Origin of the sequence: Aquirufa rosea (assembly GCF_004118285.1) — a bacterium.
Lineage (GTDB): Bacteria > Bacteroidota > Bacteroidia > Cytophagales > Spirosomataceae > Aquirufa > Aquirufa rosea.
In genome coordinates, this window is record NZ_SDHY01000001.1 from 553,448 (window position 1) to 577,948 (window position 24,501).

23 protein-coding genes and 1 pseudogene are annotated in these 24,501 nt (G+C 39.6%); 13 read left to right on the plus strand and 11 right to left on the minus strand.

The window, feature by feature from the left end; genetic code table 11:
• Position 1: 1 nt before the first annotated feature.
• Genes ESB04_RS02495 through ESB04_RS02505 form a run of 3 tightly spaced genes read left to right on the plus strand, consistent with a single transcriptional unit; the run spans position 2 to position 3,771 of the window.
• Positions 2 to 430 carry an FKBP-type peptidyl-prolyl cis-trans isomerase gene (locus ESB04_RS02495; protein ID WP_129025913.1) on the plus strand — a complete coding sequence of 143 codons (429 nt, stop codon included), beginning with the start codon at positions 2 to 4 and terminating at the stop codon, positions 428 to 430.
• A 10-nt stretch (positions 431 to 440) separates the two neighbouring features.
• Positions 441 to 2,876: a glycosyltransferase family protein gene (locus ESB04_RS02500; RefSeq protein WP_129025915.1), complete on the plus strand. Its 2,436-nt coding sequence runs from the start codon at positions 441 to 443 to the stop codon at positions 2,874 to 2,876.
• A gap of 4 nt (positions 2,877 to 2,880) precedes the next feature.
• On the plus strand, positions 2,881 to 3,771 hold the full coding sequence (locus ESB04_RS02505; RefSeq protein ID WP_129025917.1) for a YicC/YloC family endoribonuclease: 891 nt from the start codon (positions 2,881 to 2,883) through the stop codon (positions 3,769 to 3,771).
• A gap of 88 nt (positions 3,772 to 3,859) precedes the next feature.
• Here ESB04_RS02505 and ESB04_RS02510 read toward each other — a convergent pair whose 3' ends face one another.
• From ESB04_RS02510 to ESB04_RS02540, 7 genes are read right to left on the minus strand one after another with little or no spacing between them, the layout of a single operon-like run.
• Entirely contained in the window at positions 3,860 to 4,258 is a 399-nt protein-coding gene (locus tag ESB04_RS02510; RefSeq protein WP_129025919.1) for a DUF6941 family protein, read from the minus strand.
• Between the two features lie 10 nt (positions 4,259 to 4,268).
• Positions 4,269 to 5,135 (minus strand): EamA/RhaT family transporter, encoded by an 867-nt coding sequence (locus ESB04_RS02515; RefSeq protein ID WP_129025921.1) that lies wholly within the window; start codon positions 5,133 to 5,135, stop codon positions 4,269 to 4,271.
• 4 nt (positions 5,136 to 5,139) lie between these two features.
• Positions 5,140 to 6,150 (minus strand): ferrochelatase, encoded by a 1,011-nt coding sequence (hemH, locus tag ESB04_RS02520; RefSeq protein WP_129025923.1) that lies wholly within the window; start codon positions 6,148 to 6,150, stop codon positions 5,140 to 5,142.
• Positions 6,151 to 6,186: 36 nt separating this feature from the next.
• Positions 6,187 to 7,341, minus strand: a complete 1,155-nt coding sequence (locus ESB04_RS02525; protein ID WP_129025925.1) for a DUF4249 domain-containing protein — start codon at positions 7,339 to 7,341, stop codon at positions 6,187 to 6,189.
• A 1-nt stretch (position 7,342) separates the two neighbouring features.
• A complete protein-coding gene (locus ESB04_RS02530; RefSeq protein ID WP_129025927.1) occupies positions 7,343 to 9,751 on the minus strand; it encodes a TonB-dependent receptor in 2,409 nt (802 codons plus the stop codon).
• 60 nt (positions 9,752 to 9,811) lie between these two features.
• Positions 9,812 to 10,900, minus strand: coding sequence for a complex I subunit 1/NuoH family protein (locus tag ESB04_RS02535; protein WP_129025930.1), 1,089 nt, complete (start codon positions 10,898 to 10,900; stop codon positions 9,812 to 9,814).
• Positions 10,901 to 10,903: 3 nt separating this feature from the next.
• Positions 10,904 to 12,067, minus strand: coding sequence for a trans-sulfuration enzyme family protein (locus ESB04_RS02540; RefSeq protein WP_129025932.1), 1,164 nt, complete (start codon positions 12,065 to 12,067; stop codon positions 10,904 to 10,906).
• 211 nt (positions 12,068 to 12,278) lie between these two features.
• On the opposite strand from ESB04_RS02540, the gene ESB04_RS02545 reads away from it, so the two are divergent.
• The 9 genes and pseudogenes from ESB04_RS02545 (at position 12,279) to ESB04_RS02585 (ending at position 18,915) form a co-directional block, all read left to right on the plus strand.
• The gene (locus ESB04_RS02545; RefSeq protein WP_129025935.1) at positions 12,279 to 13,640 is read left to right on the plus strand and encodes a 3-keto-disaccharide hydrolase; all 1,362 of its coding nucleotides are present in this window, start codon (positions 12,279 to 12,281) and stop codon (positions 13,638 to 13,640) included.
• A gap of 29 nt (positions 13,641 to 13,669) precedes the next feature.
• Complete coding sequence (locus tag ESB04_RS02550; protein WP_129025937.1) at positions 13,670 to 15,004, plus strand: Gfo/Idh/MocA family protein; 1,335 nt, start codon at positions 13,670 to 13,672, stop codon at positions 15,002 to 15,004.
• A 137-nt stretch (positions 15,005 to 15,141) separates the two neighbouring features.
• Positions 15,142 to 15,915, plus strand: a complete 774-nt coding sequence (locus tag ESB04_RS02555; RefSeq protein ID WP_129025939.1) for a PASTA domain-containing protein — start codon at positions 15,142 to 15,144, stop codon at positions 15,913 to 15,915.
• 4 nt (positions 15,916 to 15,919) lie between these two features.
• Positions 15,920 to 16,219 carry a rhodanese-like domain-containing protein gene (locus ESB04_RS02560; protein ID WP_129025941.1) on the plus strand — a complete coding sequence of 100 codons (300 nt, stop codon included), beginning with the start codon at positions 15,920 to 15,922 and terminating at the stop codon, positions 16,217 to 16,219.
• A gap of 1 nt (position 16,220) precedes the next feature.
• Complete coding sequence (locus ESB04_RS02565) at positions 16,221 to 16,502, plus strand: rhodanese-like domain-containing protein (RefSeq protein ID WP_129025943.1); 282 nt, start codon at positions 16,221 to 16,223, stop codon at positions 16,500 to 16,502.
• A 65-nt stretch (positions 16,503 to 16,567) separates the two neighbouring features.
• Positions 16,568 to 16,741: a DUF4062 domain-containing protein gene (locus ESB04_RS12660; protein WP_394343738.1), complete on the plus strand. Its 174-nt coding sequence runs from the start codon at positions 16,568 to 16,570 to the stop codon at positions 16,739 to 16,741.
• Positions 16,742 to 16,953: 212 nt separating this feature from the next.
• A pseudogene (locus ESB04_RS02575) lies at positions 16,954 to 18,059 on the plus strand (IS3 family transposase).
• Between the two features lie 236 nt (positions 18,060 to 18,295).
• Positions 18,296 to 18,607 carry a type II toxin-antitoxin system RelE/ParE family toxin gene (locus ESB04_RS02580; protein ID WP_262707672.1) on the plus strand — a complete coding sequence of 104 codons (312 nt, stop codon included), beginning with the start codon at positions 18,296 to 18,298 and terminating at the stop codon, positions 18,605 to 18,607.
• Positions 18,604 to 18,915, plus strand: a complete 312-nt coding sequence (locus ESB04_RS02585) for a helix-turn-helix domain-containing protein (RefSeq protein ID WP_129025945.1) — start codon at positions 18,604 to 18,606, stop codon at positions 18,913 to 18,915. The genes ESB04_RS02580 and ESB04_RS02585 overlap by 4 nt, the downstream gene beginning before the upstream one ends.
• A gap of 62 nt (positions 18,916 to 18,977) precedes the next feature.
• Here the strand turns inward: ESB04_RS02585 and miaA are convergent, their stop codons facing one another.
• From miaA to ESB04_RS02605, 4 genes are all read right to left on the minus strand, one after another.
• Positions 18,978 to 19,883, minus strand: a complete 906-nt coding sequence (gene miaA / locus ESB04_RS02590) for a tRNA (adenosine(37)-N6)-dimethylallyltransferase MiaA (RefSeq protein WP_129025947.1) — start codon at positions 19,881 to 19,883, stop codon at positions 18,978 to 18,980.
• The gene (locus ESB04_RS02595; RefSeq protein WP_164969571.1) at positions 19,880 to 20,539 is read right to left on the minus strand and encodes a DUF2306 domain-containing protein; all 660 of its coding nucleotides are present in this window, start codon (positions 20,537 to 20,539) and stop codon (positions 19,880 to 19,882) included. Before ESB04_RS02595 ends, miaA begins: the two co-directional genes overlap by 4 nt.
• A gap of 8 nt (positions 20,540 to 20,547) precedes the next feature.
• A complete protein-coding gene (locus ESB04_RS02600) occupies positions 20,548 to 22,221 on the minus strand; it encodes a sodium/sugar symporter (protein ID WP_129025952.1) in 1,674 nt (557 codons plus the stop codon).
• A gap of 96 nt (positions 22,222 to 22,317) precedes the next feature.
• Positions 22,318 to 23,874: an NFACT RNA binding domain-containing protein gene (locus tag ESB04_RS02605; RefSeq protein ID WP_129025954.1), complete on the minus strand. Its 1,557-nt coding sequence runs from the start codon at positions 23,872 to 23,874 to the stop codon at positions 22,318 to 22,320.
• A gap of 25 nt (positions 23,875 to 23,899) precedes the next feature.
• On the opposite strand from ESB04_RS02605, the gene ESB04_RS02610 reads away from it, so the two are divergent.
• On the plus strand, positions 23,900 to 24,496 hold the full coding sequence (locus tag ESB04_RS02610) for an IMPACT family protein (protein ID WP_129025956.1): 597 nt from the start codon (positions 23,900 to 23,902) through the stop codon (positions 24,494 to 24,496).
• Positions 24,497 to 24,501 lie beyond the last annotated feature (5 nt).

The following is a 24,501-nucleotide window of genomic DNA, read 5'->3' on the forward strand; positions in this document are numbered from 1 at the left end:
TATGTCTATTGCAAAAACTGGCGACCATGTTGCCGTTCATTACACAGGAAAACATACCGATGGAAGCGTCTTTGATTCATCGGTAGGAAATAGTCCATTGGAGTTTCAATTAGGTTCTGGCATGGTTATCAAAGGATTTGATGATGGGGTGACAGGCATGACCATCGGTGAGAAGAAAACCATTACAATTCCAGCAGCTGAGGCTTATGGCGAACATTCTCCAGAAAATACCGTAACGATTGAAAGAAACCAAATTCCTGCCCACATTCCTGTGGAGTTGGGTGTTACCTTAAACATGCACCAAGAAGGAGGTCACGTCATTGAAGTTACAGTAACGGATTTAAGTGACACCCATGTCACTTTAGATGCCAACCACCCGATGGCAGGTAAAGATTTAACTTTCGAATTAGAATTAGTGGCGATCAAATAATTTCCTAGACATGAAAATTGATTTTCGTTCTATTTTGCCTCATGGATTAGTTATTCTGGGCTTTATCATCATGGCTTTTCTTTACTGCGGACCCGTGCTGGAAGGCAAAGTATTGATACAGCATGACATCCAGCAGGCGCAAGCAGCGGCAAGAGAAAGCGTTCAATTTAAAAATGAAACGGGACAAGATGCCTGGTGGACCAATTCCATGTTTAGTGGAATGCCAACCTACCAGATTGCTGGTTCTTACACCAACAGTATATCCAGCTACCTCGGTAGCTGGATTACCAATATTTTACCTAATCCAGTCAATCTTATTTTCCTGCAATTATTAGGCATGTACCTATTTTTGTGGGCCATGGGCATCTCTCCTATCTTGGGATTTGCGGGTGCGGTTGCCTATGCTTTTGCTACCTATAACATGGTTATCATTCCAGCGGGACACACTTCCAAAGTCTTAGCATTAGCTTATGCACCGGTGGTTTTAGCTGGATTGCGCTTATGCTGGGGACAAAAAAAATGGTTGGGATTAGCCATTTTTACCCTGGGAATGGCCTTGGAATTATATGCTAACCACATACAAATAACTTATTATTTATTCTTCATCATTGGTGCCATCAAGCTATATCTGTTGGCAAAAGCCCTTAAAACGGGACAATTCAAAACCTGGCTGATCAATGGCCTTTGGATGGCCTTGGGTTTGGTATTGGCATTGGGCACACATTCCATGCGCCTTTGGAACAATTATGAATATAGCAAAGAAACAACCCGTGGTCCCTCGGAATTAAAATCCAATGCCAAACGTGGAGATGGATTAGACAAAGCTTATGCCTTCGACTGGTCTTATGGCATTGCGGAAACGGGAACACTCTTAATCCCTAATTTTATGGGAGGTGCTTCTCAAGGAGATTTAGGAGGTACTAAATCCAATACTTTCAAAACCATGACCGACGCAGGTATTCCCGAAGAACAATCCTTGGGATTTGTGGAGAAAGGCTTTACTTATTGGGGTGAACAAAGATATACGGCTGGACCAGCCTATGCAGGTGCCCTTCTCATTTTCTTATTTGTCTTTTCTGCCTGGTATGTAAAAAGCAAAGAAAAATGGTGGATCATCTCGATTACCCTCTTGTTTATCACATTTTCTTGGGGTAAAAATTTTGGCTTCAATGGATTCTTGTTTGACTATTTCCCGCTATTCAACAAATTTAGAGCCATCACGATGGTGCTCTCCTTTGTACAATTTGGATTGGTAGCTTTAGCCATGTTGGGATTGATTCAGTTGGCTAAAGAAAAACCCAAATTCGCCGAAATCAAACAACCCCTATTAATTGCTTTAGGGTCTACGGCTGGACTTTGTTTGATCTTTGCTCTATTGCCTGATTTATTTCTATCCTTTAAAGGGCCTCAAGATGGCCTCCAATTGATTCAGGACGCCAATTTGAACAATTCCATTTGGAACAGCATTCGTTTAGATCGAATTGCTTTGTTCCAAGCAGATGCTTGGAGAAGTTTATTCTTCATATTGGCAGGTGCGGGTCTACTATTTCTAAGTACTTTAGAAAAAGTCAAAAAGAGTGTTTGGGTATTTGGTATGGTATTTCTTTTGGTTTTGGATGTTACTCCCGTAGCTAAACGATATTTTGGTAAAGATTTCTTTGTATCAAAAAGTACCATAGAAGAACAAGTAGAACCGAGTCCTGCTGACCAACAAATCTTGGCGGATAAAAGTCAGTTTAGGGTCTTAAACTCTACCGTTGACTTCATGAGTGATGCCAGCACCAGTTATTATCATCATTCTATTGGGGGGTATCACGGTGCAAAACTTCGTCGCTATCAAGAATTGATTGAAAAATATATGGCAGGAAATCCTGCTCAAATGACGGTATTGAATATGTTAAATACCAAATACGTCATTGGAATGGATTCTACCAATAGACCAATCGCCCAAACTAATCCATCAGCTTTGGGCAATTCATGGGTAGTTTCTAAGGTACAATGGGCCAACAATGCGGACGAGGCTCTCAACGCCATCGAAAAAATTAATCCAAAGGAGGAAGCAGTATTGGAAGTGCAGGATAAAAAATGGTTGGGTAATTTCTCGGTATCATCTATTAGTGGTCAAGTGAGCTTGAGCCAGTATGCACCGAATCAACTTAGCTATCAAAGCCAATTGAGTGCTGCAGGCCTGGTCGTGTTCTCTGAAATATATTATCGAGGTAACCAGGATTGGAAGGCATATATTGATGGGAAAGAAGTCCCTCATGTACGTGCCAACTACGTCTTAAGAGCGATGGTGGTTCCAGCAGGCAAACACCAAATTGTATTCAAATTTGAACCTAAATCAGTTGAACTAGGCAATAAAATAGATGGAATCGCATCCATTGGTTTAATATTATTAGTAGGTATTTCCTTGGGGTTGGCCTACAAACAAAGTAAAAAATAAAACGATGATTTATTCCATGACCGGTTTTGGGAAGGCCCAAAAAGAAATACAAGATCTTCAAATCAAGGTAGAGGTCAAGAGTTTGAATTCCAAATTCACTGATTTATTTTGTCGTCTTCCTAAAGCACTTTCTGCTAGAGAAATTGAGGTAAGGAATTACCTGACTCAACAGCTAGAAAGAGGGAAAATTGAGCTTAGCTTAAGCATGCAAAAGGCCAATGATGTTACCTCCAATACCTTATTGCCAGAAAAACAAATCGAGGAACTATTTCAGGAATTAAAAAGATTGGCCCAACAAGTGGGAGTGCAACAGCTCAATGAGACTTCCTTGTATTTGCATGCATTATCCATGCCCAATACCATTCAAGCAGAGCAAACACAAGAAACGGAAGAGGAGATTGAGGCTTTATGGCAATCCATTTTTGAGTTAATTCAAGAGGCTACCCAAGAGTGTAAAGCCTTTAGATTGAGGGAAGGAAATGTGGTCAATGAAAAATTTAAGGAATACATTGCCTCCATTAAAAATGGCTTAGAAGAAGTTAAAAAGCAGGATTTAATCCGAATGCCTAATATTAAGGAGAGAATGAAAAAGTCTTTGCTGGAGCTTGGCATTAACGAGGATTTTGACCAAAATCGCTTTGAACAAGAAGTCGTTTATTACATTGAGAAATTTGATATATCAGAAGAAAAAGTACGCTTAGAGACGCATTTAGACTACTTCATGGAAGTCTTAAAAGAGGGAAATGGCAAAAAACTCAATTTCATGGCGCAGGAAATCGGCCGTGAAATCAATACCATTGGCTCCAAGGCCAATGATTCTGTCATTCAACGCTTGGTAGTTAACATGAAAGATGAGTTGGAAAAGATTAAGGAGCAGACAGCGAATGTGCTGTAAATATTAAATGAAAAATGTAGTATGTAGAATGAAGAATTACATGTAAAGGATAATTTCAAAAATCCATTCTATATTCTTCATTCACCGTCTACCCCTGCTGCATCCCCACCGTCAGGCTCAATCCCGTCCTAAATTCCCCATCATAATAAAATTCAAAGGCATATTTACCAGGAGTATCGAATCGGGTATGTACTAAATTCCAAATGATATTCAAGGTGTTGTGATCGGCATTCGGATTCTTGTGGACTGTAAATTCCCCCTTAAAAGGTTCTTGAAAATTTTCACCTTGAGGATTTATGGCATCAATCTGAAAATAATGCAATCCAGCCTCAGAATTAGCGATTCTAATTCTGGCTACAATGGCACAAGATGCATGAATGGCCGGAAAATCATTGGCCACAATATTATCAAAAGTCCCATTAATGACTAATTTCCCTTGGCCATAATCTGCCGCAAAATCCGCCAACGTAAATATTTCAACCTCCATATCGATTCAATTATTGCAACAATAATACGATTGCTACGCACCCTAAACTAATACCAATACCTTGTCTTTTGCTAATCTTTTCCTTAAAAAACAAATAAGCTACTGCCGTAGAACCTACAATCACCCCAATATTAAAAATAGGTAATACGATGGCTCCGTTGTTATTGAAATAATCTAGCGTTTTTAATAAAAAATAAAAAGAGAAGAAATTAGGTAAACCTAGTGGGAAAGCTGCCCACACGGAAGCTTTATTCCAAGTAAAATTACCTAAAATGGTTCCTCGGATAATTTCCACCACAGAGGCTACAATGGCCCCAAGTACAATCATTAACATAAATGGGATAGTCCCACCTGCCTGCACTGATACTTCGGCATTTAGAAAATTAAAAGCGGTATTGGTAATACCATAACCTACAAAAACCAATAATAAGGCTGTTAAGGATTTATTTTTGCCTTTCCCATCTAAAGCTGGACTACAAAAATAAATGGCTCCAAAAGCCAAAATCAAACCTGCCACTACCTGCCAAGTCCATGTAGCGCCTCCCCGATTCCAAATCAATAGATTAAATAAAACAGGAATAACCAGGGATATATTATTGGCTAAGGAAGTAGTGGCCATGCCATTCTTTTGAGTGGAATATCCTGTCAAAAGGAATGTCACAACAAATCCTAAACCCAAGGCCAGCATAGCGATGGTAAAAGGCATGTCTGGCCAATGAAATGGTAAGGCGTTAGGTTGGACTGCCCATCCCGTCAAAAAACAAATAGGGTAATTCAAAAGGATAGTCAAACTTGTATCCACCTGATACTTGGCGTGTATACGGAAGTTGACCAACAATAACACCGAGAAAACGACACTCAATATAAAGTAAAGCATGTGCCTAGTTTTGATGCACCAAATCTTTCAACAAATGAATCCATTCCGGTGAATTATTCAAGCTTTCCACCAATTGCCAATGTTCTCCACCCGCCTCTTCAAATAACTCTTTGTATTCCTCACCTACCTCAATGGTTGTTTCCAAGCAATCTGCCACAAAAGCTGGAGAAAAGGCTAAAATTTTCTTTTTTCCTTCTTTCACTAATCGCTTGATGGTATCATCCGTGTAGGGTTGTAACCAAGGATCTCTTCCCAATCGACTTTGAAAGGCCGTGGCATAAGTCCCTTCCTTGAGTCCCATTTGCTTAGCGATGAGTCGGGTAGTTTCAAAACACTGTGCCCGGTAACATCCGTGGTTTTTAGGACCAATCTGTTCACAGCAAGATCCAAAAACACAAGTATTTTTAGTTATATCTCCATTTTTGATATGTCTCTCAGGAACACCATGGTAAGAGAAAAGGTAATAATCAAAATCATGCTCTGCTTGGTATTTCTTAGCCCTATCAGCGAAATATGCTGCGAATCTAGGATGTTGATAAAAATAACTCACCAAAGAAATAGTGGGCATGACTTGCCAAGAGCTCATCAACTCCATAACTCTTTCATAGACCGAACCTGTTGTAGCAGAGGCGTATTGCGGAAACAATGGGATGATGATTAATTTGTCCAACTGCAATTTCTCCATTTCAGCCAATACAGATGACAAATCTGGGTTCTGGTAACGCATGGCTAATTTAACCACATACTCACTTCCCAAAGCTTCTTGCAATCCAGCACATACATCCTCCCCATAAAATTTTAAAGGGGAGCCTCTCTCCTCCCATAATTGCTGGTATATTTTCGCAGATTTGGGCGCACGAAATGGTGCAATGATTCCATTCACCAAAAGAAATCGGAAAGGATAAGGTATATCGATAACCCTACCATCCATTAAAAATTCCCGCAAATATCGACGTACCGATGCGGTATCCGGAGCATCCGGAGTACCTAAATTAACCAATAATACTCCTACCATGTATTTCTAATTTGCCGCAAAGATGAGGTAAAATTCTTATAAAGTCCACCCTTCTGGTGTAATCTTTGTTCGGGTAGGTCCTTCAAAGCAGGGTACACGATCCTGACAGCCAGGAGAAGCTCCTGGACAGTAAAACATTTCACCTGGCAATTGGGGTATTAAAGCCTTTTCACCTGGAGGAATTCCTTTGGTACGATCTATGTAAAAGATCTTTTTACTTACGGAGAAAACATTAAAAATACCTAAAATTTTTTCATTGGGATTCGTCACTGACTTGATATTCACACTGAATCTTGTCTCCGCTGGAACATCAAACAGAGAACCACTAGATTGAACCTGAGCAATTAAACTTTGATAAAAATTAAAGGCATTTTTTGAAATACCGCGTTGCTCTAAACGAAAGTAATAAGGCGTGTAATTATCAAAGGGCGCACGCGCAACTTGTCGACCTACAATTCTTTGACCATTGGTTAAGACATCAGAAAATACATTCAAATCATTGTTAGTCGAAATATCCCAGCATTTACCATCGCAAGCGTAGTTCAAAATTTGGTCAGTGGCTACAGGTGGCGTAGTGCAAGTATTTTGCCTAAAATTCCAAACTCCTCCTCCTCCACAAGAGGCACATACACTGATTGGCTCATAATGTTTCCAATTCCACATATAATAATCGCCTTCTCTTGGACTATCCTTAAAATCCAGATAAACTGTATAACCCGCCCTACGAACATCTCCTTTCGAATATTGATCTAATACTTCAAACTGTGTCACAATATTTTCAATCTCGGGTACAGGATTCATTTCTTCCTGGCTACTTTGATATTGCCTACCATCCAAAGTCTTGATAAATAACTGATAAGTAGAACCTACCTTACCAGCAAATCCCGTTGGAGGAAAATATGTACCCGTAGTTCCACCAGTCACTTCTTTAAATATGGTTTTAGTTCCGGCCTGGTCTACGATATATACCTCAGCTTTTGTTACAGGCAGGGATAAAACTGACATGATCTTATTCGCAGAATTCGTCAAACGAATTCGACACATGGTTGGATCATTCACAATGTCCGCTTCTATGGTCATGTAGGAGGTAGAGTCCACTTGGACAAAATCTTTGATTGGATTGATACATGCCCAAGTCATAAAGAACAAGGCAAAGCACAAGAATATATAGCTAATTAACTTATTAGGCATTCTACAAAAATTTAAAATTATAGGTCAATGAAACAAATGGGGCAGCAAAAACGCTCAACTCATAGGGTTGAAGCATTTGCTTATTCGATTTAAAGAAGACAGAATATGGGTTTTGTCTTCCGTATAAATTATATACGGTGAATACCCAAGAACCCTCCCATCTCTTTTTAACCATGGATGGATTACTAATAGTCCATGAAAAATCTAAACGGTGATAATCTCTAATTCGATCATTATTTCTGGCCGCAAAAACAGGATATCTCTTCCCTGCAATCTCGTAACTTCCTGATGGTGAAGAAAATGGACGCCCCGTATTGTAAGCAAAAGTAAAGGAGAAACTATGATGGGTAGTCGGCTGAATATTCAACATCATATTGAAGGTATGCGGCTTATCATAATTGGTGGCAAACCATTCTCCCCCATTGATAGCCTGTACTTCAGGAAAATCACCAATCATTTGATTGAATGCTCTAGCATAAGTGTAACTCACCCAGCCAGATACCTCTCCTTTCTTTTTCTGCAACATTAACTCCACTCCGTAAGCTTTACTCTTACCTGTTATTAATTGAGTTTCAATGTTGGGATTCAGCTGCAAATTAGCCCCTGAAACAAAATCCAAGGTATTTCTTACATCACGGTAATAAGTCTCTAAAGATGCCTCATACACATTTTCATTATAGGTTTTAAAAAAGCCTAAGGAATAAAAATCAGATTGCTGTGGCTTAATAAAATTGTCGGCCGTTTTCCAACGAGATGTAGGTAAAGGAGTGGTATTGTTCGACAACAATTGGAAGAATTGTTGCATTCTGTTATAACCAAATTTCATGGTGGTATTTTCCGCTAACGAATACTTCATGGTCAATCGGGGCTCTAAACCACCATAGGATGCCATGACTTCTCCATCACCATATACTTTTTTCCCAGTCACCGTATTGGCAGCTGGCATACGAGATGGATCGTATTGATTTACCACTCCTGCACCTATTCGCCAATATTGGGCATATCTCAAACCAGCCTGAATAGTAAATTTAGAATTGACCGTCCATTCATCATCGGCATAAATAGCGGCCTCTAAAGATTGTTCATCCGGTAAAACCACGCGAGCCACACGAGAAACTACCCCATCATTTAAAGAACCAGGCTTAACATAATAGCGGGTCGCCATAGCACCAAAGTTCATCTTATGGCTTTCTCTTGGCTGGTAATCAAAACTAATATGTAAATTTTTGTAATCGATGGAACTTAACAAATCAATGGTGTTAACCGTATCAGGAGAATAGGTTTTGGTTTTGTATAGAGTACTAGTCGCACTGAGCATCATGTTTAACTTATCTGAAAAATAATGGTTCCAGTGTACCGCCAAATTATTATGTCCATAATCAAAGGATGTCCGCTTGGCAACCACGTTTTCAATGCTAAACAATGAATCCACCCGATAGAAGTCTTGACTCAAATAGCTAGAAATTGAAATAGTATTTTTATTGTTTGGACGGTAAAACACTTTGGTTGCTACATCCATGAAATTGGCACGGATATTTTTCAGTTCAGTGGGAGCAAACCATTTGAACATAAAATCATTGACAGATAATCGTCCTGCTACAAGAACGGACAATTTCTCTTTTAAGATAGGAATTTCTGCCATTACCCGATTAGATACCAACCCAACCCCACCTTGCATTTTGAACTTCTCCGTATTAGGCTCAATCATTTTGATATCCAAGACAGCTGCAGTTCTACCCCCAAATCGAGAAGGCACTCCTCCTTTGTATAATTCTAGGTCTCTGATGGCATCAGAAGCAAAAACCGAGAATAAACCAAACATGTGAGTTGGATTAAAAATAGGGGTATTGTCAATAAATACCAGATTTTGGTCCACATTGGATCCTCGAATATTAAGACCATTAGCCCCCTCACCCACGGATGACACCCCTGGAAGGGTTTGTAAACTTCGAATAACATCCACTTCCCCCATCATCGTAGGCAGCTTTTTGATTCCCTTTAAGCTTAGTACGGTTACGCCCAAGGAGGGTGTTTGAATATCACGTTTAGTTGCCGCACTGGAGACAATAACCTCTTCCAACTGCTTGGTCACATCATTTAATTGTGCATTCAGCGTGGTGTTGGATTTGATATAAACCTTGGTACGATAAGGATTATAACCCACATGACCTATCTTCACTACAAACTCGCCATAAGGCAAATAGATTCGATAATAACCTAAGGAGTCTGTAGAAGTGCCAGATTTTTTAAAATCAACAGATATATCTGCTCCACGAAGAGGCTCTCCTGTCTGAGCATCTGTGACTCTACCCTCCAAATAGGGTAAAGTAGTTGTATTTTGTGAAAAGCTTTTGTGGAAAACGATTAAGCAACATAAGACACAAAAGACCCTGGTAAAGAGTTTACTCATAGAATTGGTTTGAGGTAAAAAACCAATGTTACGGATAATAGCTGAAAAGTAGAAATGAAATTACATGAACATCGACCAAATGGACGATAATGCGACGAAAACTAAGGCGGCAGGTGTTAAAACCTTCCAGCACAGGTACATTAGTTGATCAACGCGTAAACGAGGCAATGTCCAACGTACCCACATTTGAAGTGCAATGAGTAGATAAGTTTTAATCATAAGCCACATAAATCCCAATAAAGTGGCAGCAATCGTCCCAGGTGTACCATTCGTCCAATCAGCCAAGCGTAAACTTCCTACATTGGGAAAGGGAGAATACCAAGCACCCCAAAATAAAATAACTCCCAATACACTGACCAGTAGCATCATACCATATTCTGACAAGAAAAGTAGGGCCCAACGCATACCGGCATATTCAGTATGAAAACCTCCTACTAATTCAGACTCTGCCTCAGGAATATCAAAGGGCGCTCGATTCGCTTCCGCTAAACTGGCGATGAAAAACAGAATAAAGAGAAAAAAGAAAAAAGGTACCCGAACTACATTCCAGGTTAAAATTCCTCCTACCCGACTGACATCCCAATCTAGAAAGGATAATCCAAACAAGTAATTAGTTTTTGAACTAAAAACGCCTTGCTGCAAAGCTATTTCCTGCAAGTTTAAGCTTGAGGAAATCAGGATGACACATAAAATACTTAAACCCAGAGGAATTTCATAAGAGACCAATTGTGCTGCTGAGCGAATGGCTCCCAAAAGAGAATATTTATTATTGGATGTCCAGCCGGCTAACAAAATCCCTAAAGTATCCAATGAGACAATACCCATCAACAGCATGACTCCCATCTCAGTTTGACTGCCCTGTAGAAAATTACCCGAGCTGAGTGGAATGACGGAAAATGCTCCAAAAACCGATAAAAAAATGATCCAAGGGGCCAACATAAACAACTGCCTTTGAGCCGAAGCGGGAACAATATCTTCCTTCTGAAATAATTTCAATAAATCTGCGAAAACCTGAAGCAAACCCCATTTCCCCGCTTCCATAGGTCCCAATCGGTCCTGCATAAACGCAGATAATTTACGCTCCACGTAAACACCCACCACCACATTGATAGTCAGTAAAATTAAACAAACCACCAAGGCTATCCACATGGATTACAATTGATTTAGGGCGTTCAAAAAATCAGCTTTTAAATCCTCTATCGCCTCTAAACCAACCGCCACACGAACTAGACCATCAGTAATACCTACGGCAGCACGGTCTTCTGGCGAAATTTTAGAGTGAGTAGTAGAAGCTGGATGCGTTAAAATGGTACGCGTATCTCCTAAATTAGGGGAAATAGAAACTATATGTAATAATTGACTCAATTTCTGCACCTTAGCAAATCCACCATGGATATCTAAAGTCAAGATTCCTCCCCCATATTTCATTTGCTTTTTAGCCAATTCATACTGTGGATGACTCTTTAAAAACGGATATTTCACGGTTTTGATAGCAGGATGCCCCTCCAATGCCTCAGCCAAGGCCAAGGCATTTTCGGCATGCTTCTGCATGCGTAAATCTAATAATTCCAAGCTTTTAGATAATACCCAAGCATTAAATGGGGATAAGGAAGGACCTGTATGACGAGCAAAAAAGCGTATTTCAGTTATGTATTTTTCCTTTCCACAAACGACTCCACCCAAAACTCTACCTTGTCCATCAATGTATTTAGTGGCTGAGTGAATCACTAAATCTGCCCCAAGATCCAATGGCGTTTGCAAAATAGGCGTGGCAAAACAATTGTCTACTGCTAAAATGATGTCTTTACCCTCTTTTAATGCGGCTAACTCAGCTAAATCTATTAAATCTAGCCCTGGATTGGAGGGACTTTCGCAAAAGAAAAATTTAGTATTGTCTTTAATGGCTGCCTTCCAAGCCTGGAGATCATGCCCCTCCACGAAAGTGCATTCGATACCCCATTTAGCTGTAATTTTAGTTAGGATTTGAATAGCCGATCCAAATAGCGCACTAGATGCCACCACATGATCACCTTGTTTCAATAAACCAGCGATAGAAGAAAAAATCGCCGCCATACCTGTGGAGAAAGCCAAACCAGCCTCAGCATTTTCCAACATGCACATTTTCTCAACAAACTCATCTACATTGGGATTTTGATATCTAGAATAGATATTACCTGGAATTTCCTCTGCAAAAATGGCTCTACCCTGCTCTGAATCTTCAAACGTAAAACTAGAAGTTAAATATAATGGTACAGAGTGCTCACGGTTATGTGAACGCTTTGCTTGAATTCGGATAGCTTGAGTTTGTTTCTTCATATAGATGCAGGCGAAATTTAATCTACAAATTTAATGGAATAGAACGAAAATCAAATTTAATATTTCAGCATGAGGCTTTGAGCGCCACAAGGGACTATTTAATATGTAAACATCAACCTAAGAAAAAAATAGTAGGAATCCTTACAGGTATTTGAGTAAATCAATTCTTTTTTGGACTTTTACAGGCAATTAATACATTTTAAGCATAACTATGAAAAAAATATTTGCCTTAGTCCTAAGCTTAGGGCTAATGTTGCCTGCCATGGCACAAAGTGAGCAGTGGACGAATTTATTTGATGGGAAATCGTTCAAAGGATTCAAACAATTAAATGGTCAGGCTAAATATGAGGCCAAAAATGGCGTCATGATAGGAACTACCGTAGCCAATACTCCCAACTCTTTCATGGCTACCGAAAAAGAATACGATGATTTTATTCTGGAGGTCGATGTAAAAGTTGACAATTCTATGAATTCAGGTATTCAAATCCGTAGTTTATCTACTCCAGATTACATGAATGGTCGTGTACATGGCTATCAAGTAGAAATTGACCCATCCGACCGTGCTTGGTCAGGAGGTTTATACGATGAGGCACGTCGTGGCTGGTTATACACAGTTGAAAAGAATGTAGCCGCTAAAAAAGCCTTCAAAAAAGATGCATGGAATCATTATCGCATCGAGGCCATCGGAAACACAATTCGTACTTGGGTAAATGATATTCCAGTTACTTATTTGGTAGATGATGTAACTCCCAAAGGATTCATCGCCTTCCAAGTGCATGCCATCGGAAAAGATCAAAAAGAAGGAACTCAGGTGATGTGGAAAAACATCAAAATTCAAACTGGCAAGCAAATGCGCCCTCGTCCATTGGACAAGACAACTCCAGTCGAAAACTATACCCTAAACACCCTATCTCCTCAGGAAGAAGCTCAAGGATTTAAATTATTATTCAATGGTAAGGATTTAAGTGGCTGGCGTTCTGCCTTTAAAACTACGGCTCCTCCATCCGTTTGGACAGTTGAATCAGATGGCTCCTTGCATGTGAATAGCAAAGGCGGCAAAGAGTCTGGTAATGGTGGCGACATCCTAACCAACGATCAATTTGGTGCTTTTGAATTGGTATTTGATTTCAAATTAACGGAAGGTGCCAACTCTGGTGTGAAATATTTTGTGGACGAGTCATACAATTCAGGTATGTCGGCCATCGGTTTGGAATTCCAAGTTTTGGATGACGACAAACACCCAGATGCAAAATTGGGAACGGAAGGCAATAGAACATTGTCTAGTTTATATGATTTGATTCCGTCCGACAAAGACAAGCGGGCTATCAAAAAAATTGGCGAGTGGAATCGTGGACGGGTAGTTGTATATCCTAACAACCTGGTTCAACACTGGTTAAATGGCTTCAAAGTTATAGAATATGTTCGTGGAAGCAACATTTACAAAGTATTAGTAGCTCACAGTAAATACAACAAATGGCCGGGTTTCGGTATGAAAGCCAAAGGACCAATCTTGTTACAAGAGCACGGAGATTCAGTATTTTACAAGAACATCAAAATCAGAGAAATTAATTAAAAACCTTTACCTCAAAAATAATTTTTAACATGAAAAGAAGAGATTTCATCCAAAAGAGTGCCATTGCCTCCTTGGGAACATTTGCTTTCAGTCCAAAATCCTACAGTAAGATTCTTGGTGCAAACGATCGTGTTCGTGTAGCTTGTGTCGGTTTTTCTGACCGTCACCGTTCTTCACACGTTCCTCCATTCAAGATTTTACAAAAAGAAATGAACTTTGAAATGGTCGCGGTTTCCGACTTATGGAACCGTAGACGTGAGGAAGGAAAAGCGTATTTAGAGTCACAATTAGGCAGTAAAATCACTACCTATCGCAATAATGAAGAGTTATATTCAGCCAAAGGGGTGGATGCCGTATTCATTTCTACGGCTGACTTCCAACATGCTTTACATACCATTGAAGCAGTAAAAGCGGGCTGCGATGTATATGCTGAAAAGCCATTGGCGGAGACCATGGAAGATGCACGCGCCGTATTAAAAGCCGTAAAAGAATCAGGTAAAATAGTTCAGATTGGTTCTCAGCGTCGTAGTGGTGCTAACTACTGGGCAGCAGATGAATTCATCAAATCGGGTAAATTTGGCGACATCAAAATGGTGGAGTTAATGTGGAATGTGAATCAACCGGGTCGTTGGAGAAGAGTAAATCTTTGCAAAGATTTGAAAGAGTCTGATATCGATTGGAATCGTTTCTTGATGAACCGTCCAAAAGATACTTTTGACCCACGTAAATATTTAGAATACCGTTTATTCTGGCCATATTCTTCTGGAATTCCAGGCCAATGGATGTCGCACCAAATTGACACCGTACACTGGTTCTCTGGCTTAGCACACCCACGTTCGGCTGTTGCCAATGGAGGTATTTACCAGTGGAATGATGGACGTAAAAATGCGGACACTATGACCACGGTATTTGATTACGGTCCTGCAGATCAGCCAAACAAAGGATTCCAAGTAAGCTTTACTTCTCGTTTCTCCAATGGTGCAGGTGGAACAAAAGAAATTTATTATTCCAATGGTGGAGAGTTAAATCTAGATACCAACATGATTTCTCCAAACGGAGGTTTATCGGAAGGTGAAGCTAGAAGTATGGGAATGCAAGCTAACTTATTACCAACCTTGAAAATTGAAGGACCAAAAGTAGAGACTGGATCCAACACAGGTGGTGATAGCTTGACATTTGCGCACATCAAAAACTGGATGGAATGTGTTCGCTCACGTAAAACTCCAAACGCTCCAATTGAAGCAGGTTATCAGCACTCCATCGCTACCATCATGGCGAATGCGGCTTACCGCACAGGAGAGCGTGTTACCTTCAACGAGAAGACACAAGAAGTAATGGCAGGTTCAAAGGTATTCAAATACTAAGAACTAGTTCAAATAAGAAACCGGGTAGTTGAACTACTCGGTTTTTTTATGTCCAAACTAGCCATTGGCATAACAAAATGGGTTTTTGTTTTCCAGACAATTGCCTAACTTGCATGCTGTAATTGAACGCATCCCTCATGATGAAAATCCCTACTCAAACCAAAAAAGATCTGTACACGCACATCGCGATTCTGATCTCCTTGTTTCTGGTTTTATTTTTTGGGTTCTTTTTTGTGTATTTGCCTTGGAGTACCCATCATGGGGAAACCATTAAAGTGCCTAATTTAAAGGGCATGAGCTTAGAGAAAATGGAGGAATTGGTGGATGCCAATGATCTGACCTACGAAATTTCGGATTGCACTTTTACGGCAGATAAACCGCCATTGACCATTCTTTCGCAGTATCCATTGCCGAATGCTTTGGTGAAGTCGGGCAGAAAGATTTACATCACCATCAATTCCGAAACTCCACCGACCATTAAAATGCCGGGCTTGATTGGTTTATCCGTGAGAAGTGCTGAGCAGCAGTTACTTATCTCAGGATTGAGAAAAGGTATCGTGCGGGAAATCAATGATCCAAGGGTGAAGGAGGTCATTGAAATGCAAGTAAATGGACGAAAGATCGAAGCAGGGGCCACTATTCCTAAGGGAACATTGGTAGATCTTGTGATAGGAAATGGAACAGCCAATGTGGAAATGGAATTACCCGATTTAGTCGGAAAGCCATTGGATGAAGTAAACATTATTTTAGCGGGAATGAACCTGACGGTGGGTAAAATTTATTACGAAGCCAATGAGGAATTCCAACCAGGAACAGTCTTTAAACAAGTATGTGCTACATGCACAGGTACCAGTATTCACCCGGGAGACACCATCGATCTATGGGTTGTGGGTGGAGGAGAAAATCAATAATCTTATGGATATTACAATAGAAGAATTAAAGGAAAGAATGGATAAAAATGAGTCCTTGTATGTCATTGATGTCCGTGAAGAACATGAATTTGATGAGTTCAATATTGGAGCTCAATTAATTCCACTGGGAGAATTGCCAGAACGTTTGGATGAGATTAAGGCAGACAAAGATGCGGAAATCATCGTGCATTGCCGCTCAGGAGCCCGTTCAGGCCGTGCCAAAGAATACTTAACTAGCGAAGGCTACAGCAATGTCCGCAATTTAATTGGCGGCATGCTCGCTTGGCAGGCAGCAGGCTATTAAGATGCAATCCATCTCGGCTGCCGATTTTAAAGAACAATTGAATCAACTACACCTCCTGGATATTCGTACACCCCGAGAATGGGACGATTTTAATCTGAGAGGTGTTCATATACCACTAGATCATCTATTGGACCGCATCGAAGAAGTCCAAGCCATCCCACAACCCATCACCGTAATTTGTTATAATGGTACTCAAAGCAGCATCGCTTGTCGACTGCTCCTGGCCAAAGGCATCTCATGTCAGAATTTAGCAGGAGGCTTGGAGGCGTATTTGGGGGTTTAATAGTTATTGAAAATTATAATTCATAACATCAAGTTGACTACAAAGTAAATATTGCTAAACCAAGAATTTTCGCAAGCTCAACATTCTATGATCTTCGACAAGTAAGATCGGACCTTGATAGATTTATCAAAGACTTAGGATACGAACCAGTTCTAAATGAATTTGGTAAAATATCTTACGGTAAAGATGAAAAACTAGAAGAATATTGTTACAAAAAAATTAGCAATGTTGAAATTTAAGTTTCAATTATTGGTGGGAGTTTTGGTAGTGAAAGTCAGCATAAAAATAACTCCATTTCTCAAATTGAAGTTAGGACTGCATTAGAATTAAATAAGCTAGTGTATATTTTCATAGAGAAAAACTTATTTTCTGAATATCAAACCTTTTGTAAGTGTCCCTAATTAACAGACAGTTTAGAATTGAAGAAAAAACCTTTAATTTTAAATTGCATTTGAAGAAGACCCGATTCACAGAAACGCAGATTGTTTCGATTTTGAACCAGCAGGAGAGCGGCCGAAGTGTCCGTGACATCTGCCGAGAGCACGCCATTGCCGAAGGCACTTTCTATCAGTGGAAGAACAAGTATGGCGGGATGGTTGTCAGTGATGTCAAGCGATTAAAAGAGCTTGAGGAGGAGAATTTCAGACTTAAACGAATGTTTGCTGATTTGAGTTTGGATCATTCGGTTTTAAAGGATGTAATATCAAAAAAAGGCTGGGGCCCTACCAGCAAAGGGAACTGACGGAGCAAATCGTCAAGGAGTATGATTTACCCGTTAGTAGGGCCTGTAAGCTAACTAAATTACCTCGGTCACAGTATTATTACCAAAGTAAAAAGGACGATAGTGTAGTAATCGATGTCTTGCAGGATTTAGCCTTTAAGCATCCATCTTATGGATTTAGGAAGTTATTTGCCTACACTCGGCGGGCAGGTAATGTGTGGAATCATAAGAAGGTGTACCGAGTATATAAACTATTAAAGCTTAACCGTAAGCGTAAAGGGAAAAGACGATTACCGGCTCGTGTAAAGCAGCCTTTAGCTACCCAGGTGAATGTAAATCAAATCTGGAGTATGGATTTTATGAGTGACAGCGTAGTAAGCGGCAGACGCTTTCGTACGTTTAATGTATTGGATGATTGCCCAAGAGAAGCTGGCGATTGAAATCGATACTTCGCTTTCTTCTAAGCGAGTTATTAGAACTTTGGAAAGAATCATAGAAGACCGAGGAAAACCAGCTATTCTTCGTTCAGACAACGGGTCAGAGTTTACCTCGAAGGATTTAGAGATTGGTGTAATGACAAAGAAATAACCTTACAATTTATCCAACCAGGACGACCAATGCAGAATGGTTTTATCGAAAGATTCAACCGTCTTTACCGCGAAGCAGTACTTGATGCTTATCTTTTTTTTGAACTAAACGATGTAAGAAAATTAACAAATGAGTGGATTGAAGAATATAATTACAAAAGACCCCATGAATCTTTAGGAAATTTAACTCCCAAGGAATGGAAAGAAAAAGTACTTAAAAACCCCATATCTACAGTTTTGACTGTCTGAAAAAGGGGATACTTACAATGCTCTAGATCATTCTTTCATTATTAAATGAGAATAATCTAAGTAAAAAACTTAACTTAATTAATTAATCAATTAAGTTAAGTTTAAAATATCTCTTAAATATTTAATCCCATAACAACCGTCCCTTGTTTTTCTGTTCCATTATTAGTTAACTTTACAAGTGTTCTAAATTTTTAATGGAAACTGTATGAAAAATCATCTTTTTCAAAGATTACTTTATTGACTTTTTTAATGAACAAACAGAAAAAGTAAAAGAAAAAATCGATTACGTTTTATTTGTCATCACAGTGACGGAAAGGGTACCTAAGAAATTTTTTGAGCACTTGGAAGGTACAGATGGACTTTATGAGGTCCGAGTTGAATTCCAAAGTAATATTTTTAGAATATTTTGTTGCTTCGACGAAGGAAAAGTAGTTGTTCTATTCAATGGCTTTCAGAAAAAATCTCAAAAAACACCTCAAGAAGAAATTGACAAAGCTTTAAAAATTAAAGCGGAATATTTTGAAGAATCTAAATCAAGAAAATTATGACAGCTATAAAGGAAAATAACTCAAACATCTCCACTTTTGAAGAGCATCTTGAAAACCGTTATGGCAAAATAGGGTCAGTCAAAAGAACAGATTTTGAAATAAAAGCCAAAGCATTTGCCATTGGAGAAGTCATAAAAGAAGAAAGACGTTTATGTTCTATGACTCAGGAACAATTGGCTCAAAAAACGGGAACGAAAAAAAGTTTCATATCCAGAATTGAAAATGGACATAGCGACATTCAACTTTCCACTTTATACAAACTTTTAGAAGTGGGTCTCGGCCGGAAAATCACTTTTACAATCGAGTAAATGTTACAGAAATGAACATATTTTATTTTTCCAACTGTCAACCTATATCAGGACATGACATTCTACATTCCCAATCTCCTCAAAACCTCCTCTTTCACCTCTTCGGGATGTAAAAATTCAAACTCCCCTTGATGCCTAAACCAGGTTAATTGTTTTTTTGCATAATGCCGACTATTCCTTTTTAATAATCGAACCATCTCCTGCTCATCGTATTCTCCCCTCAAATGTCCATAAACTTCCTTGTAGCCTAGCGTTTTAAGGGCATATAGATGTTGATAGTCCTGAAATTGTATGGCCTCATTCACCAAGCCTTGAGCCAACATCTGGTCCATTCGTTGATCAATGCGGGCGTATAATTCCTCACGTGGCCTGTCCAAGCAAATCTTGATAGCCTGGAATGGCCGATCAACCGACTGCTTTTTCCTATATTCGGAATAGGCTTTGCCAGTTGACAAGCATACCTCCAAAGCCCTCACTATCCGTTGAGGATTTTGAACATCCACCTGCCCTGCGTAGTCTGAATCCAATTCCTGTAATTGTTTTCGTAAGGGTTCGATTCCTTCACGAGTCAACCGTTGGTTTAGTTGCTCTCTTAAAGCTAAATCCACCTCAGGCATCTCATCCAAACCCTCTAGCAAAGCCTTGATGTACAAACCCGATCCACCCGTCAAAATCACCACGGGATGTTTTTGGAATAACTCTTCTAAGAGTACCAAGGTCTCGCGTTCAAAATCTCCAGGAGAAAAATATTCCTGAATGGAATGAGAATCAATAAAATGATGCTTGATACCTCCTTGTTCTTCTTTCGATGGCTTGGCCGTACCAATGGATAATTCGCGGTAAAACTGCCGAGAATCCGCAGAAATAATTTCTGTCTGTAACTTTTGAGCTAGCTCTACACAAAGCGCCGTTTTCCCCACTGCCGTAGGGCCTGCAATCACCAATAAAATAGGCTGTTTGGCCATCATGACATGGAGGTTTTTTGAGTGTATTGCTTTACGAAACGACCAATCATGGGGCCGACGATACATCCAGGCAATAACCAAAAAACAAAGGACGGAATAAATGCAGGAAAAATGGAAGCATTGACGACTAAAAATGCTGTCAATGAAGCGATATAAGTTCCCATCATTCGCTGAATATGGTTAGAAAGCCAAGCTAATGGGCCTCTTGGCATGGTCTGATGAAATAGATAATCCTGCCTAACAAAACGTAGTCCGATGGAGCCAAATACGACAAACACCAGACCAAAAATTTTAAATTGAATCAATAAATAAGCTCCCCAACCCATAAATATCAGACCAAAAATCAGCATAAAAGCACTGATGATATAATCGAAGTATTCAGCTACTTGCTCTTTCTTCTTGAACCTCAAATAGCGTTTGGCACTCAAATTCATGTATAGCGTAAAAATACCCACAATGAACAAAAAATTATTGGGATGAAGTACCGCCATGATCAAGGAGGTAAAGCCAGCCAGAGCCATACCTACATAAAAAAGAAGGCCAAGTCGTCGATGTAGCTTATCCCCTTTTTTCAAAAAGAGAATAAACGTTCCCACCAATAAACCTAGGCCTCCTCCTAATATGTGCAAGCATAAAAGAATAGAAAAGAATTCTTTCATGCTAATCATTACCAGAAATAGGTATACAAGAAAGTCAATATGGTACAAATCACCACCGAACCTACAATGAAGGATGGAGATAATTTGAACATGCTAGCATCAATCTCTAATCCCTTCGGATTGTTCTTGCTTTCTGGATCTGCCAAAGTAATAATTACCATACAGGTCACGCAGAAAATAAATACCCACGCCATACGATCCATAAATGGAATCATCATACGACCTGTCTCATCAGGGAATGAAGAATAGAATAAACATTCTGTTACACCCGTCCATGAAGGAATGTATTTAGTGATGATGGAAAACGTAACACCACCTAAAAGAGCCACTAATGCAGCTGTAGAAGTCGTCCTTTTCCAGAAAAATCCTAAAGTAAATAGGGCAAAGATACCCGGAGATACATATCCGGTATATTCTTGAATAAACTCAAAACCACCCTTTTTATCAATACCCATCATAGGCGCTACAATCACCGAAGTGACCATGGCTCCAACTACGGCAAAGCGACCTACATTCACCAATTTCTTCTCGCTTGCGTTTGGATTGATGTATTTTTTATAAATATCCAAAGTGAAAATGGTGGAAATAGAGTTGGCTTTTCCAGCCATGGAGGCCACCACCGCAGCTGTTAATGCCGCAAATGAAAGACCTTTTAATCCTGTTGGCAATAAGTTCAATAACACGGGATAGGCGTTGTCCTTATTCAAAACTCCATCTTTCAACATCTCTGTTTGAAACATACCGTCTTTGTACAATAAATATGCCGCAATACCCGGTAAAACCACAATGATAGGCATCATCAATTTCAAGAAAGCAGCAAACAAAATACCATTTCTTGCTGTAGTTAAATCAGCTCCTAAGGCTCTTTGTGTGATATATTGATTACATCCCCAATAATTTAAGTTGATAATCCACATACCCCCAACCAATACCGCTAGACCCGGTAAACTTGGGTAATTGGGATTGCCTTTCTGTAAAATCATGTGGAAATGCTCTGGAGCTTTGGTCAACAAGTGGTTGACTCCATCCACTACTCCTGAACCACCAAAGCGGTCAGTTACCATGTTTAAAGCTAAATATGCCGTGGCTAAGCCCCCTAAAACGAGGAATACTACCTGAATAACGTCGGTGTAACCAATAACTTTCATACCACCCAAAGTAATAAAGATGGCAAATACCGACATTCCAATCATACAAACGGTAAAGTCAACACCGGAGATGGTGGTTACCGCCAATGCCCCTAAATACAAAATAGACGTTAAGTTTACGGTAATGTATAACATCAACCAAAAAACTGCCATGATCAAACTAACCGTTGGGCTGTAGCGCTGGGTTAGGAATTGAGGCATGGTGAAAATCTTATTTTTAAGATAGATGGGCATGAAGAAAATGGCCACAATTAGTAAGGTAGCTGCTGCCATCCACTCGTAGGTGGCAATGGCTAATCCCAATCTAAATCCATCACCCGAAGTACCAATAAACTGCTCTGCTGAGATATTGGAAGCGATCAGAGAGGCTCCAATGGCCCACCAAGTCAATGAACCCTCAGCTAAAAAGAAGTCATTGGAGTTTGAAATTTTTGATTGTCTTTGTCTGTAAATCCAGTAACCGTATCCGGAAACGACAATAAAATAAAAGAGAAACACGAGGTAATCTAATAACTGTAAACCTTGAGATTGCATAGTTTTTATTAAAGTGAATGGGTCAAAAGTTTACTAATTTAGATTAATCCAAAGGAAAATAAAAAAATATTGAAGAATAGTTAGACAAAATGTGATTTAATCTATTCGAGCAGGTGGAACTAAAATAACTTCTTCCCTATCCACGATGACCTGACCGGCTAATAAATCTTTCGTCTTTCTCAGGTACTTTTTTGAACTAATGATGACCGGGCAAAGGCTCTCATGTTGTCTTTTAGAAAAATGCGCAGCTAGGCCTGCCGCTTCTTCGATCACCTGCTTGGGAACGACCTTTTGTTGAGGATTACGTATCACCACATGTGAACCTGCTACATCCCGAGCATGCAACCACACATCATGGCGTTTCATGTATTTCATGGTCAAAAGGTCATTGTTTTTGGCATTCCTTCCTACCCAAACGGTCCAACCTTGCACATCGAACACTCGGAATGGAATTTCCTCTACTTCTTTCTGAGAAGTATCTTTGGTCATTAGTGGAACAAAGGCATTTAATTGCTTCCGACTGGTAGCCTGCGAAACTTCTTCCAATCTTTTAGCCCAGATTTGTATTTCTTCCATTTTTCGATCTACTTGTTCTTGCCAATGCGCCAATTCCTTAGAGAAATTTTTAGCCTTCCGATAATAGTTTTCAGCATTTTGAGTGGCAGTTAAGCTAGCATTTAACTTGACTTTAATTATTCCATCCCGATAAAAATCGGGTAGTTCTACAGAACTGACATTGGCAGGAATTAGGTGCAAATGAGCCATAATGATGTTGGCTATTTCCTCATAAGGAACCGACTCTTGCCTTTTAAATCCTTGTTTTTGTAAATCCTGTAAATACAAACGAGCCTTGTCCTGAGCCCTTTGGAAGAATACAATCAATTGATTTTTCTCCTTTAGAAACTCTCCTATAGAATAATGAAATTTATACAGCGCATTTAAGGCTTCCAAAGGGTCATGTCCTACATAAAGAGCCTCTCCAGCCAATTTCAACAAACTTAAATAGACTCCATCCTCTTGGTGATATACATAAATAGTAGGGTCTTCTAGTTCTGCAAGTACCTCTTGTACAATTTCCCAGCGTCGTTTTAGATGTGCCTCTTCATAACCTAGGCTATGAATATGCGCTTTGATTTCTTTTCCAAAAGTAGGGAACAAAGCTCCATATTCTCCATCATGTGCTTGAAACTCTTCCCAACTTTGTTGGATGGGCCTGTGAATCTTCGCCAAAGAAATTTCAGCATCTTTCTTTAGGCGGGATTGAAATAGACTTTGAAATTCACCATCTCTAAAAAGGATGATATTTGACCTATTTCCATACAGTTTAAAGAGCAGTACAAAGTCACCCAAAAAATGTAGGCTAAAAGCCCGTTCATTCTCGTACATTTCCACTTCTTGTACCTCGGCCAATAATAAATCAGAAAATAAATCCACGGAATTACGCCCTGCCCGGTGAAAAGTAGCCGGAAATTGTAAGCTAGAAAATTGAGCTCCAAGACTGCATTTCATCCAAAACTCTTCTCCGTTTTGTCGCTCGAAACCCAGCATGAGCTCGTCCTTATCTTGGGAAAAACATTGTTTCAGTCGGGCATACATCAATTTTTGACGTAAGGTCGCGGCTATGACTTTTAAGAAATAATAATTATTGTGCATAAATTGCGAGGAATTTAACCTTTATATGGCCCAACCAGATGCATATTTAACACTTGCTGCTCCTTCAGAAGGTCTTTACAAAGATAAAGGAAGTAAATTCATCAGCATGGCATATCCCGTGAAAGATCTGGAAGAAATCAAAAGCCATTTACATGAGCTGTCAGTTTTGCACCCTAAGGCTCGACATATTTGCTATGCCTATCGTCTGGGTTTTACAGCAGAAGAGGCTAGATCCAATGATGACGGAGAGCCTTCAGGCAGCGCGGGTAAACCGATTTTAAATACGATTTTATCACATCAATTACACTACGTGCTGGTGGCAGTTGTTCGTTATTTTGGGGGAACCTTGTTGGGTGTACCTGGATTGATACATGCCTATAAAGAGGCTAGTATAGATGCCTTGACACAAGCAGAAATAATAGAACATGAACCTTTGAAGCAAGTGGAAATTCAGTTTGCTTATAAAACATTAAATGATGTCATGAAAGTTTGTAAAAAATTACCAATTCGAATTCTAAATCAAAAAATTGACAATCTTTGTACTTTCCATCTTTCCTTCACGCAAAAAAATGCCGCTGACATCATGAAAGCATTGGAAAAAATAGCCCAAATACATATATAAACCTA

Coding starts and splice junctions, on each gene's coding strand:
- ESB04_RS02530 (WP_129025927.1), bottom strand. CDS start 9,751: ATGAGTAAACTCTTTACCAGGGTCTTTTGTGTCTTATGTTGCTTAATC.
- ESB04_RS02500 (WP_129025915.1), top strand. CDS start 441: ATGAAAATTGATTTTCGTTCTATTTTGCCTCATGGATTAGTTATTCTG.
- ESB04_RS02565 (WP_129025943.1), top strand. CDS start 16,221: ATGCAATCCATCTCGGCTGCCGATTTTAAAGAACAATTGAATCAACTA.
- ESB04_RS02495 (WP_129025913.1), top strand. CDS start 2: ATGTCTATTGCAAAAACTGGCGACCATGTTGCCGTTCATTACACAGGA.
- ESB04_RS02585 (WP_129025945.1), top strand. CDS start 18,604: ATGACAGCTATAAAGGAAAATAACTCAAACATCTCCACTTTTGAAGAG.
- ESB04_RS02505 (WP_129025917.1), top strand. CDS start 2,881: ATGATTTATTCCATGACCGGTTTTGGGAAGGCCCAAAAAGAAATACAA.
- miaA (WP_129025947.1), bottom strand. CDS start 19,883: ATGATGGCCAAACAGCCTATTTTATTGGTGATTGCAGGCCCTACGGCA.
- ESB04_RS02610 (WP_129025956.1), top strand. CDS start 23,900: ATGGCCCAACCAGATGCATATTTAACACTTGCTGCTCCTTCAGAAGGT.
- ESB04_RS02605 (WP_129025954.1), bottom strand. CDS start 23,874: ATGCACAATAATTATTATTTCTTAAAAGTCATAGCCGCGACCTTACGT.
- ESB04_RS02540 (WP_129025932.1), bottom strand. CDS start 12,067: ATGAAGAAACAAACTCAAGCTATCCGAATTCAAGCAAAGCGTTCACAT.
- ESB04_RS02535 (WP_129025930.1), bottom strand. CDS start 10,900: ATGTGGATAGCCTTGGTGGTTTGTTTAATTTTACTGACTATCAATGTG.
- ESB04_RS02595 (WP_164969571.1), bottom strand. CDS start 20,539: ATGAAAGAATTCTTTTCTATTCTTTTATGCTTGCACATATTAGGAGGA.
- ESB04_RS02600 (WP_129025952.1), bottom strand. CDS start 22,221: ATGCAATCTCAAGGTTTACAGTTATTAGATTACCTCGTGTTTCTCTTT.
- ESB04_RS02555 (WP_129025939.1), top strand. CDS start 15,142: ATGATGAAAATCCCTACTCAAACCAAAAAAGATCTGTACACGCACATC.
- ESB04_RS02525 (WP_129025925.1), bottom strand. CDS start 7,341: ATGCCTAATAAGTTAATTAGCTATATATTCTTGTGCTTTGCCTTGTTC.
- hemH (WP_129025923.1), bottom strand. CDS start 6,150: ATGGTAGGAGTATTATTGGTTAATTTAGGTACTCCGGATGCTCCGGAT.
- ESB04_RS02515 (WP_129025921.1), bottom strand. CDS start 5,135: ATGCTTTACTTTATATTGAGTGTCGTTTTCTCGGTGTTATTGTTGGTC.
- ESB04_RS02550 (WP_129025937.1), top strand. CDS start 13,670: ATGAAAAGAAGAGATTTCATCCAAAAGAGTGCCATTGCCTCCTTGGGA.
- ESB04_RS02560 (WP_129025941.1), top strand. CDS start 15,920: ATGGATATTACAATAGAAGAATTAAAGGAAAGAATGGATAAAAATGAG.
- ESB04_RS02510 (WP_129025919.1), bottom strand. CDS start 4,258: ATGGAGGTTGAAATATTTACGTTGGCGGATTTTGCGGCAGATTATGGC.
- ESB04_RS02545 (WP_129025935.1), top strand. CDS start 12,279: ATGAAAAAAATATTTGCCTTAGTCCTAAGCTTAGGGCTAATGTTGCCT.